The 11,867-nt window shown below is 60.8% G+C and carries 10 protein-coding genes; 3 read left to right on the forward strand and 7 right to left on the reverse strand.

Annotation, left to right across the window (positions count from 1 at the left end):
* Positions 1-260: 260 nt before the first annotated feature.
* From KA354_24340 to KA354_24360, 5 genes are all read right to left on the reverse strand, one after another.
* Positions 261-554, reverse strand: coding sequence for a hypothetical protein (locus tag KA354_24340; protein MBP7937781.1), 294 nt, complete (start codon positions 552-554; stop codon positions 261-263).
* A 707-nt stretch (positions 555-1,261) separates the two neighbouring features.
* Positions 1,262-2,260 carry a tetratricopeptide repeat protein gene (locus KA354_24345; protein MBP7937782.1) on the reverse strand — a complete coding sequence of 333 codons (999 nt, stop codon included), beginning with the start codon at positions 2,258-2,260 and terminating at the stop codon, positions 1,262-1,264.
* Positions 2,261-2,562: 302 nt separating this feature from the next.
* Positions 2,563-2,964 carry a hypothetical protein gene (locus tag KA354_24350; GenBank protein ID MBP7937783.1) on the reverse strand — a complete coding sequence of 134 codons (402 nt, stop codon included), beginning with the start codon at positions 2,962-2,964 and terminating at the stop codon, positions 2,563-2,565.
* Positions 2,965-3,132: 168 nt separating this feature from the next.
* Entirely contained in the window at positions 3,133-3,399 is a 267-nt protein-coding gene (locus tag KA354_24355) for a helix-turn-helix domain-containing protein (GenBank protein MBP7937784.1), read from the reverse strand.
* A 347-nt stretch (positions 3,400-3,746) separates the two neighbouring features.
* Entirely contained in the window at positions 3,747-4,886 is a 1,140-nt protein-coding gene (locus tag KA354_24360; protein ID MBP7937785.1) for an HNH endonuclease, read from the reverse strand.
* 473 nt (positions 4,887-5,359) lie between these two features.
* Here KA354_24360 and KA354_24365 point away from each other — a divergent pair, with 473 nt between their 5' ends.
* The 3 genes from KA354_24365 to KA354_24375 all read left to right on the forward strand — a co-directional run bounded on the left by KA354_24365 (position 5,360) and on the right by KA354_24375 (position 7,282).
* The gene (locus tag KA354_24365) at positions 5,360-6,493 is read left to right on the forward strand and encodes a helix-turn-helix domain-containing protein (GenBank protein MBP7937786.1); all 1,134 of its coding nucleotides are present in this window, start codon (positions 5,360-5,362) and stop codon (positions 6,491-6,493) included.
* Between the two features lie 122 nt (positions 6,494-6,615).
* On the forward strand, positions 6,616-6,954 hold the full coding sequence (locus tag KA354_24370) for a hypothetical protein (protein MBP7937787.1): 339 nt from the start codon (positions 6,616-6,618) through the stop codon (positions 6,952-6,954).
* Between the two features lie 31 nt (positions 6,955-6,985).
* Positions 6,986-7,282, forward strand: coding sequence for a hypothetical protein (locus tag KA354_24375; GenBank protein MBP7937788.1), 297 nt, complete (start codon positions 6,986-6,988; stop codon positions 7,280-7,282).
* Between the two features lie 405 nt (positions 7,283-7,687).
* On the opposite strand, the gene KA354_24380 is transcribed toward KA354_24375, so the two are convergent.
* Both KA354_24380 and KA354_24385 read right to left on the reverse strand, forming a co-directional pair.
* Positions 7,688-8,257, reverse strand: a complete 570-nt coding sequence (locus tag KA354_24380) for a hypothetical protein (GenBank protein MBP7937789.1) — start codon at positions 8,255-8,257, stop codon at positions 7,688-7,690.
* Positions 8,257-11,757, reverse strand: coding sequence for an RHS repeat-associated core domain-containing protein (locus KA354_24385; protein ID MBP7937790.1), 3,501 nt, complete (start codon positions 11,755-11,757; stop codon positions 8,257-8,259). The genes KA354_24380 and KA354_24385 overlap by 1 nt, the downstream gene beginning before the upstream one ends.
* Positions 11,758-11,867: the final 110 nt, after the last annotated feature.

Genomic DNA, 11,867 nt, shown 5'->3' on the forward strand with positions numbered 1-11,867 from the left:
GCAAGGAGTTAACCCCCTCATGATGCACGGTCAAACGATCGCGCTCATCGAGGGGGATTTCTTTCGCCCCTCACCCATCGCGATCCGAATCGGCCCCAAAAACCTCAAGAAGCGAGAGCACGCTCAGTGGGCGGCGGTACCAGGGGCGGCTGTACTACCGATGCGTCGGGAACGTTGTGCATCGCATGAGCAAACAGCGCGTGTGCCAAAGCCAGTCTGTACGTGGGGAGAGGCTGGAAGCCGCGGTCTGGGTGGACGTATCAACGTTGCTGGGCGAACCGCACCGCATCGAAGAGGAATACCAGCGCCGTTTGAGCTTGGGCAACACGAAGAACCCCTGCCCAGATGAGCGTAAACGACAGATGCTGACCAGCCGGGTACAACGACAGATCAGCAAGTTGATAGACGCTTACAGTGACGGGCTGATTGACAAGAACGAGTTTGAGCCGCGCATTCGTGGAGCGCGTCAGCACCTGGAGAAGCTGCGGGCGGAAGCTCAAACGCAGGAGCAGTTGCAGGCACAGATCCGGGAAATGCGACTGGTCATCGGCCACCTGGAGGCCTTTGCCGACCGTGTCCGGGGCGGCCTGGACAACGCCGATTGGACGACTCAGCGCCAGCTCGTATCCACCCTTGTGAAGCGAGTGGAGATTGGCGAAGAAGAGGTGCGGCTGGTATACAGGGTAGACTGTGGCCCTTTTGAGGGGGCCCCCTCCGGGGGGCCGTGGCAAGATTGTTGGCGGCGTCGGGAACCGACCCGAACGCCGACCCAGGGCCAAGACCGAAGGGCGGGCGGCAACGACGTTATGCCGCCCGTCTTTCCTTGCCCTTCGGGATTGGCAGCAATGCGATAAATCCAACCTGCCTCTCGCGGAGACTCCGGTCATATGCTTCAAGCCTTCTCTTTTCCATCGATCACGACTGCTTCTTGACTTGTTTCCTTTCCGTCCAGGCAGACGTTCACCAGCGTGCGCGCCATCACTCGCCGCCAGTCGCGAATGGGAGGTTGGTCAATCTCCGCGATTTCAAGGATTCACGACCTTGACAAAGCTTGCTTCATGGGAGGAAGCGAAGGAAGACGCAAGGAGGATTGTTCAACAGATGAAGAGGATAGATGGGACTCTTCGCCACACCCTGTCCATCCTATGCATCCTGTTCGTTGTCTCACCGTCGGGGAGTCTGATTCTCCATCTGCGTCAGGGCGAACGACCTTCAGGCACCATGCTCACCTTGCTCCTTTTACCTCCAGTTAGAGAATGGCTTATGCCCCTTTGTCTTCGCCTGCCCCTTCATCTTCGCCCCCCTTTATCTTCGCCCGGCCCGGCCGGTCGACGCGGCGCGTCTCACCGCCCTCTTCATCCTCGTCCGTATCCTGAGGCTCCGACGCCGGCGCGTCCTGAAACACCGCTCCGTGATGCAGTCTCCGCAAACACTCGGCTTGACAGAGGTGGAATGCCGCCTCGTCGGATTTGCCCTGATCCTCGCAGAGTCCCCCCAGGAGCGAATGGACCTGCAACAGATCAGGGCGCAACTCCGTCGCACGCCGAAGGTGCATTGCTTGCTCATTTCCGCGAACGCCCTGAATGGCCAAGAGAGTAGCGAGTTCGAGATGCGTACGAGCATCATCCTCATTTAGCTTAAGCGCCTTAGACAACGCCTCTTCGGCCGCTTCACACTTCCCGGCGAGGCGGAGCACCGCCCCAAGGCCACGGAGAACATCGGGGCTCTCGGGCCACAACTCGGCGGCGCGTCGGAGCACGTCGATAGCCTCAGAGTAACGATGCTGCAACCTCAGCACTCTCCCCAACTCGCATAATATCTCCTCATCGTCCGGAGCCAAATCGATGGCTTTTCGCAACAGCTTCACCGGTTCGTTCGAAAGTGGTTTGAGTCGCGCCTGCATGGCCCCAAGGAGGAAGAAGCTAAGCGCACTAGGCTCAAGTTGGACACAGCGAGAGAAGGCATCCTCGGCCTCCTTCCATTGCCCCATCTCCGAAAGACACAAACCCAACATCCGGTGCAGGAAGGCCAGAACCGGGAGGCTATCGTTCCTGCCCTCATCGATGAGTTCGCGGAACGTGGCTGCGCCGCGACCGAGTTGCTTAGTCTCCCATTGACACGAACCGAGTAGAGTGCGGACACGTCTATCGTGAGGGTCCTCCTGCAGCGCTCGCTCGCAGCACTCGGCGGCCTCCCTGAAAGCCCCCACATCGCATAGAGATGCCGCCTTCTTCCACAGGACATCCACATCGCTCATCATGGCTTCGCCTCTCGATCTCGCCTGTTCAGGGTAGACCGACAATGGCTTGGCCTCCGAGATGAGCCGAGTATTGACACCGGACGTCCAGTTCGCCACGAACGGGAATCGCGTCCAGCAGCCGTCCACCGCATTCATCTGCCCCTGACCAAGTTCACGACCTTCCCAGAATCCTATCCCGATAGTCCACCCGCTGCAACGCATGCCGGAACACATCGTCTCTCCGCCAATCGTTGACCGGGAAAGGTCGCCAGCGATGACAGAGCGGAGGCGACGGCCAACGCCAAGGAGGGCTCATGCCATCGTCAAGGCACATGTGGTCTTGGTGATGGGTTGGGTCCATAGATAGGATCTGCGTAGTTCTTTATGCCATCACCACCATCATCTCCTGCTGCAGCCACCGGATCATAGCCCCGGCCGTCTGGATCGTACTTGTTGGGTATTCCGTCGCCATCGCCATCCAGATTCCCGATCGGTATCTGACCCGCATCGGCAACTTCGGCGACCATGTCCAGTGCGTCCAAGTAACTCAAACCAATAAGAACGACTTTCAGGACGGATCCTGCTACGACAGAATATGTCTTCCTCAGGTTGGTTGCGGTCCTTCCCGTGTTCTGGATGAGCGGCACCGTTCCTGATTCCAGTTTCTCCGTGATCTTCACGAGTTCTGCCGCCTTCTTGCGTGAGAGTGTTTTGCCCTTATCCATGAGTCTTTCAGCTTCCTCTTCAAGTTGGTTCTTTCTGTTGATGAGTTTGGTTCTATAGTCGAAAGAGCGTATCGCAAGTTACATCACCTCTCCCTCGTTGCTCCATCTCGTGCCCGGTGCGGCACTTGCGCGCCTTGGCGCGCACACCCCGAAAAACGGCGGGTTACATCAGGTCGATCGGCCCGGCTTCTGGTCCGACCGATCGCCTCGATTCGGGCGAGCTGTGTCTACCGGGGGCAGGAGCGCGTCCTGCCCGGTCCGATGCCGGGCCAGCCATTCCGCGATCACCGCCTCCTCGAAGCGCACCTGCCTGCCGAGTCGAAGAGAGGGGATCCTGCCGTCGTGGGCCCAGCGCACTACCGTCCGCCGGGACAGACCGATCAACTTCGCCACTGCGGCGGGGTCCAGCAGTCCGTCGCACGCGTGCTTGGCCATGACTCATACTCCTGAGCGAGAGTCCGACGATGCCGGCCGGAGATACCGACCGGAGATCCGGCATCGCTCTGGCTTTCTTTAGGGGTACCGATAGAGAGGCCAAGAACGGCGAAATCGTTGTCGCTGCGCGAAACAGCGCGAAAACGCCTCAGAGAGCCATCGAACTACCGGATAAACTCAACTACCAAGGAAGCAGAGGATGTAAATTAGGGTATATACCCTCCGGCGGAGTTCGCCGTGATCGGCCGGCCGCTGGATTCAAAGAGGTTTTGATACGCCCCAATAACAAAACGGCGTCGGGGGCGGACCAATCCGCCCCCGACGCCGCCAAGTGCGGGACCGGCTGATTACGCCGGGACTCCATCTCCTTCGCCGCCCAGTCGATCGATCAACCAGTCCTTGCGCTGGTCGGCGGGCTGGGCGCGAAGCAGGCGCTGATTGATGCGGTCGGCCCGGTCGTGGTGGGACAGGCACAGCGGCACGAGATTCACCAACTCGTCCGACCGGTGCCGGCCGCGAAGGATGTGGTGGATCTCCACCGGCGTAAGAGAGCACGCCGGAACAGCGCAGCATGCGGGGTCAACACCGGACTCGATCAGCGCCTGTCTCAGCCCGTTGGTGTTGAGCCGCGCGGATTCCTCCTCCGTGGCCGGGAAACCCTTGACCGCCTCGGCGACCAACTCGTCCACCGACCTGAAAAACCACCGGTAGACGTGATAGGTGATACCGAAGAACTGCAGATCAACTGTCCGAGCAAAGCCCCGGCGGTGGACCAGCTTGGGCAAACGGTCAGGCGTGTAGCCCAGCTTCTCGGTCAGGACCCATCGTACCGCCCGGAGCAGGTTGCTCCGCCCTTGCGGGCCGCAGAAGTGGCCGTTGGTTTTCGAGTGCCGGAACTGGAACGGCTGGAACCGTCCGGGGTAGGCCTTGCACAACAGATAGGCCACCGCCGGCCAGTGCTTGAGTTCGGGATCGTCCTGCTTGTGCCGCTCGGCATAGGTGATGCACTGCGAACGGCCGTTGCGGACAAAGAGGCTGCTGGTGACCACGCGCGGCAGCCCGTCGAACAGCACGCCGCCGGCCACGAGCCGATCGACCAGCGAACGGGTCTTGTCGATCACCTCGTCCTCGGTGACCTCGTCGAGCGACTTGGTGCGGGCCACGCCCAGCGTTCGCCGGCAGATCTGTTCGAACTGCGACGAGGTCAGGTGGAGCGATCTCTCGATCTCGTCGGGGGGAGTCGAGCGCAGCGCCTGCAGGATGTACTGCAGTTCGACCGGGGTGATCACCGGCTGCAAACCGGCTTGACGCAGTTGGGCGGCCAGGTGCACGGGATCAACACCGTGCTTGCGAGCCACAAAGGCCAACGGGTGGCGACGCAGATCGACGGCACACTGCCGCAGGGCGTCACCGGGGAGTGGCGGGTCGGGCGGACGGCCTTCCGGGCCGTCGCAGGCGCCACCGTTTTCCGGATACGGTCCTCGCATTCTTTCCACCTCCTACTAAGAGACTTCGGCCGACCCGATTCTCGGCGGCACCGTGCCGCCGGCCGGTCAGCCAGAACTTGTAAGCAAGCCGCTCTGACGCTGGCCTTGCTCTTGGTGACTTCTGCCCAAGGGTGGCGGGAGACGATTTCACCGGGTCACCATTCGCCCCGAGGTGGCCGGTCCCCGCCAGAATCTCAGCAGCCACGGTCTCGTGGGTCACCCGGTTCGGAAGCTTCCCCTGCTGAGTAGACAGATGCGGTCATATTGCGCCCATCATGGTCGCGTCCGTGTCATGTTGCCACAACCATGCAATATGACACCACTCAGCCGCGACAATATGAGTATATTCGACTCGATCTCAATCAGATCAAACAATTTGACGAAATTATGCAATGGCGTATGATGCAAGATGATCGTCGTCCTGTAATGCCCGGCGGATCGTCGTGGCAAATAGGAAAACCGCGGAGTGACCCGTGAAGAGACCCGCAAAAAAAAACGCAAAGAAGAACCCCGAAGGCTCCGAAACGGATTCGTGGTCAATCGCGGGAGTCCCCCCCCGTCGGTCGTCCAAGGCGAAGGGTAAGCAGGACAAGACCCGGTCCGAACTTCCGCCCGGATCGACGGCAAGCCCAGCCAGCCAGCAGAAGTGCAAGCACAAGAAGACCCACTTCGAACCTCGGTCGCACAAGTTCACCACCAACCGATCGAGGAGGCTCCCTTTTTTCGTGACCATCCCGACGACCGTCTGCGACCAGTGCGGACATGTCGAACAACTGGGTGATTCCGCTGCCATTGACAAGCAGGCCTGCGAGCAGGCTTGCCGTGATCTGCACCTTCTGATGGGGTCTGAGATCACAGCGATCCGGGAGTCGCTTGGGCTCTCCCGCCGGAAGTTCGCGGCCTTGGCTGGGGTCGGGGTCACCACGCTCGCACGCTGGGAGCGGGGCTCGGCGATTCAGAACATAGGCTACGATCATCTTTTTCGCTTGCTAAGGCACCCTGAGAACGTCGAACGCCTGGCAGCCCTGCGGGATGTTCGCCTGCCACGTAGCGCTCACAGGGCTGACGCTGAACAACTCGAAACGAACCAGTCGCAGGTGGCTGAAGAGCGATCGGCACGGCCCGGCTGCGATTTCAGCAAGGTCGCTGCCGACGCAGAAGCAGAGCTGGTGCGGCACATCAAAACCTTGCCGCCGGCGGCTTTCGCCGATGTGGTCACCACATTGTTCGGCGGCCTGGGCTATGTGATTACCCCGTTTGCGGGCGGTTCGGCGGATGAGTCAGGCGGCTTCCTGGCTGCCGTCGGCACCGATCCGCTGGGAATCATCCATCCGCAGGTGCGGGTCATTATCCGGACCTCCCAGCTCCAGGATACCGATGTCGCCCGCATGGAACCGATGCTCAAAGTCGGCGAACTGGGCACCCTTATCGCCCAAATCGGTGCGACTCAAGGGGCACACGATACCGCCTGCGCCGCCTCGAAGCGGATTCAAATCATGGATGCCCACCATCTATCTCGTATGTGGACGGGCATCTACGAGGAGCTCACCCCCGCCCAGCAATCCGTGTTGCCACTCCAGAAACTCAGTTTCTTCGCCGCGAAGTGAGCCCCTGATTGACGAACACAACCCCAAGAGTCGGTCTGAGGCGTTCTGCCCGGTTGCCGTCCTGAAGTCGATGCCCCCGGTTAGCCCGCTCTGTGCCCTCGTATTTGATTTCCTAGGAAGAGATGGCATCCGACGTTCCCGGCGGGGCTCGTGGCTTCGTCAGGGTTTTCTTTCTCCGGGCTGTGCCCGAGCCGGATGCCGTCGAGGAACAGGATATGTTCACGTGTTCAAGTGCCCGGATTGAGATCGATCTGACCTCGCAGTTGAGGGCGTTCGGCTTGAGCGGCCCGTCCAGCGGAAGGACCGTCTCGGAATTGCCGGACTGGCTTACCTCGGGCGAGGTCAAGGATACAATAAGAGCATGGCTGCCCTATACCAGCCGCCCCATGAGCGTGGGGGACGCGGTCGAATCGTTGTTGAGCTACGACCGTTTGCTGGCGGCCCTGGAGAAGATCGGATGACGCCCTTTCCCCACAGGAGTGCGAGCAGGCGATGGGTGAAGTGGTGGCCGACAAGGGCTATCACAGCAACGACGTGCTGACGGGTCCCGCTCAGATGGTGGAGCGTACATACATCGCCGAGCCGGACCGGGGCCGGCGCAGCTGGGAGGGCAATGAGGCGGCGCAGGCTGCGGTGTATGCGAACCGTCGGCGGATTCGCGGAGCGCGGGGCAAACGCCTGATGCGCAAGCGCGGCGAACTGATCGAGCGGAGCTTCGCTCATGGCTACGACACCGGGGGCATGCGGCGCACGCACCTGCGCACCTGCGAGGTCACGAGAACATCCTGAAACGGCTGCTCATTCATGTGGCCGGGTTCAACCTGTCGCTGATCCTGCGCAAAGTCATGGGACTGGGCACCGCCCGAGGCCTGCAAGGCCTCTGCGGTCGGGCCTTGGCCGCGCTGGCAAGCGTCTGGAAGGCGTTGGATGCGCTGCTCCGGGCGATTGAAGCCATCGGTGCTGGGCAGAGCCGCTCAACGGTGACACTCGCCCGTGCTGTGTGATCGAAACCGGATCTGTGGCCGAAGCAACTTGCACCACGGGCTGCTAGGACAGCAGTGGCGATGCGGGTGAGTACGTCACGGAGATAGGAGAACCGGAACGGGTTGGCGGCCGCGTAGGTGCCGGTGGCGGATAGGGTGTTGCCGTACGGGTCGTCCCGCTATCCCACCGTGACAAACAGCCCTATCTGGCTCACTCAGCCTTAGGCAGGTTGGTCCACTCGATTTCAAACAGATCGCACCACCGCTGAAGGACCTCATAAAAGACGCTCTCAGCGATCCACACATCCACGAGCGTGGCGGAGGCAACCGCTGTGCTAGAGCCGGATCGGAAAGCGATCAATCGCGCGTGATCCTTCACATCGCATTGCAGCACATAGCTGCCATCATCGAACGCAGTGTCACCATCGGGTGCCCACATCAGGTCACTCGCCTCTCGGCCGAAGTAGTCGCGGAAACAGGGCAACGCAATGCCGAAGTAGCTCTCGGCTGGCGTCTCGGCGTAGATGGCTTCTCGAAAGGCCTCAGCAATTTGGCCGGCGTTCAGCGTCGCGAACGGAGCCGTATGGGCACCCCGCATTGCGAGGCGTCGTTCTACTTCATCGAATGAGCAGGCCAGCAGAGTAGCGTCAGATTGACGCAGGCCATAGCATTTCCCTCCTACATGGATCACGAAAAAGCCAAGCGCCAAGAGGCCCGGGTTTCGATATGCGCGAGTGATTTGCGACTCGATGGCAAATGTGGAGGGATCACCAACAATCATTACTGTAGCAACCTCCTACGAATCTCAACGGGGATGTCTTCCATCCGAATTGGTTTGTCGCCGCTAGTGGACCCGTTCCAGTGAGACTCACCGTTGCTCGGTTTGCTGAAACGGTGAATTGTCCCGTCCGAGTCGATGGCCCATCTGGTGCCGTTCGCGTCCTCTATCGCGTTATCGGACAACTCCTGAGCGTTCGCCGGCTCGGGACTTCTCGAGTTCGGGTGGTGCTTGGGATTCGTCACCCTTCTTGGCGGCTGAGGTCCCGTCGGCGGAACCTGAGTTACCACCCTCTTCGCGTCGCCCGCATCATCCAACTTGCTGACGGCGGCCTTGGCTGCTTTGCCACCGCCAGTCACGCCCGGCAGCAGTGTCGAGAGAGCGTCGCCCTCTATGGCAAGCGCGTCTTTGGCGGCTTCCTCTCCGGCCTTCTTGGCATCGCCATACGATACTCCGGGTTTGTCCAGAATGAAATCGATCTGAGTCTTGACTTGCTTCCCCCAGTCGTAGAGGTCGCTCGCCAAACTGCAGACGTCGATGATCGTATCCCACCACAGGCCGTAAGGGTCGTAGTAGTCCAGAGGCTGGCCGGCCACATACTCATACAGCCCCACCCCGTCCACATACCCGAGCGGATCCCGTTGCAGCCACCGTCCCAGCGCCGGCGAGTAGCTCCGAGCCCAGAAGTGGTACAACCGAACCGCCGGGTCGTACCGCTGCCCGGTCCAGGCGAACGGGTTGCCGTAGGCCGACACCGGCCGGGCCGTGCCGTCCGGGGCGGAGATGTACGTGCGCCCGTACGGGTCGTATTCGTATTTCTCGACCAGGTTCCCGCTCGCGTCGGCCAGACCGGTCACGCTGCCCAGGGCCCCGTGCAGGAAGTACAGCACCTCGGCAGTATTCGCCTCCACGTCCCCGGCCGCCGTGTAGTCGATCATGACCTCCTGGTTGGGGAACCGCTTGCCCCACACGAACTCGCGGGCCAGCGCACTGGTCTGTTCTTCGCCGCTGCCGGTGACGGTGTACTCCTGAATGACCTTGAGCCCGTTGTAGATGTGCCGGGTCCGTACAGGCGTGGTCGAGACCACCCCGGTCGTCGGGTCCATGTAGTCCAGCGACTCGATCCGACGGCCAAAGGCGTCGTACTTGATCTCCTGCAGCAGGGCGTTGTCCGAGACCCGCCGCACGGCTGTCAGGCGATTTTCTTCGTCGAAGGTGTACGCCTGGCCCGTGGGAGTCAGTCCGTCGCCGGCATTTCGAGCCGTCGGATCGGCGGTCATGTTGCCGTTGTCATCGTGGCTGACAACTGTTCCCCCGACGAGCAGGTACTCGTTGACTTCGTTCGCGGTGCGGATCTGCTGGGTCGTACTGCCGTTCAGCGTGGCCCGGAAGTCCAACCAGTTGCCGCGCCGATCAAGACCGTTTCCCTGGTTCCATTGCTGCTGCGAGGGCATGAGCGGATCGAGCAGCGGGGTCGTAATGGCGGTATTCGCAGTATTCAATGTTCCCCGCTGCATATCCACCAGCCGATTCCGGGCGTCGTGGGCGTACAGTTCGCTGTGGCTGGCAGTCATGTTGTTGCGGGTGTAGGTCCGGTTGCCGGCCGCGTCGTACCCGAAGCTGGTATCGAGCACCTTCGTACTGTTGTCGTAGTGGCGGACGCGTCCAAGGCGGTTATTCACGTCCCAGGTGAAGACGCTCATCGCGTTGCCGGGATAGACAACCGTAGGCAGATTGGCGAGGTTGTAGATCCAGCTCGTGTCGAAGTCTCCGTTTTCGTCGGCCACGTCAATCATCAAACCGCGATAGTCATACGATTCATTCACGATGCGACCAGACGGATAGGTTGGGTATCTGATGGTTCGACCACTGCCATAGCCGATGCTGTACAGAAAACCGGTCGTGTAGCTCGTATTGCCTGAGTCGAACGCCTGGGTCGTACTGCCGGCCCGGCCGAATGGGTCGTAGGTGAAGGTCAGTTGCGCGTTCGTGTTGTTGGCGGTCAGCAAGCGTCCGGACCGGTTCCATGTGAAAGACTCGGATCGGCCGGTGGAATAGGAACGTGAGGTCACCTGATCCAGATCGTTGGGGACGTACGTGGTGGTTACGCCCTTCTGATCGAGTCGGTTGGTCAGATTCCCGGCGTCGTCGAAGGTATAGGTGACCACGCCGGCGTCCGGATACGTGACGGTGTAGATTCGTCCGGCGGTGTTATAGGTGTAGGTCGTGGTGTTGCTGTCGTGGTCGGTCAGGGTGAGCAGATCGCCGGGGCCGTTGTAGGTATAGCCCGTCGTGGTATTGGCGGTGCTGGTCGATGTGCCCTGGTAATCCTCTACCTGCGAGGTCAGCCGGTTGATGACGTCGTAGTTGAAGCGGGTCCGCACACCGAGGTTGTTGACCGTCTCGATGTGGTTTCCTACCTCGTCATAGACGAAGGTCGTGTACTTGTCGGTGCCGGATTCCACCAGTGGGTCGTAGGCGCGGGTCCGGCGGTCGGCTTCGTCGTATTGGAAGGTCCAGGTGTGGCTCAACCCGTCGGTCCGGGTGAAGAGGTTGCCGTTGGCGTCGTAGGTCATGCTCGCGAGGGCTCCGTTGTTGTCGGAGCCGCTGAGCGGCCGGTTGGCCGCATCGTAGGTCAGGCTGACCTGATTGCCGTTGGGCATGTCCATGGTGATGACGTTGTCGGCCCCGTCGTAGGTGATGGCCTTGGTGTAGCTGGTGCTGCCTCCCACCGCTATCTGCTGAGTCAGCCGGTTGGCGCCGTCGTAGACTCGATTGACTTGCTCACCTTCCGGATAGACTACGGCGGTCAGATTCCCCATGGCATCGTACGTGACCGTGGTGACCGCGTCGTCTGGATCATTCTGGCCCTGATTGTCCGCCGTATCGGTCACCTTGCGGACCACTGTGGTCAGCCTATCGAGCTTGTCGTAATAGGCATAGCTGACCTTGCCCCTCGGGTCGGTGACCTTGTGGATCAGCGACTGGCCCGGCGTGCCCCCGCAGGAGCAATTCAGCGAGGTCGTCGCGTACTCGTATTGCGTGGTGAGGGCGAGACTGTCCGGATCCACTGTTTCGGTCAAGACTCGATCCAGGACGTCGTAGGTAAAGGCCACCGAGCGATACGGGCCGCCCGTCCCGGTGCTCAGACCGCGATCGACACGCACCACGTTGCCCACATAGTCGCGAGTGTACACCGTCTCGTAGCCGGCGGCGTCAACGACTCGACTGAGGAAGCCCTGATTGTCGAAGTAGTACCAGGTGCTATGACCATTGGCATCGATCTGGCGTGACAAGTTGTTGTTTCCATCGGTCATCCATTGAGTGAGGAGATTCAATCCGCCGGTGCGATCGTCCTCCTTCCTGGTGGCGACCCGGTTGCGGAGATCGTACGTGAAGCTGGTCTTAATACCCCGCGGATTGATGATCGTCTCCAGGTTGCCGAACTCGTCGTAGGTCCGGGTCTCGGTCAGGCTCAGGTGGGTGCCAGGGCCAGCGCACATTAAACTCCTGTTCCGGTAATCACTTGCATGAGGAACTGGTTGTTCCAGCCCGCGATGCGGCTCTTGCACTTGATGCTATCCTTCGACGCGTGACGCTTCAGGAGGCTGAC

The sequence above is a fragment of the Phycisphaerae bacterium genome (genome assembly GCA_018003015.1).
GTDB lineage: Bacteria > Planctomycetota > Phycisphaerae > UBA1845 > PWPN01 > JAGNEZ01.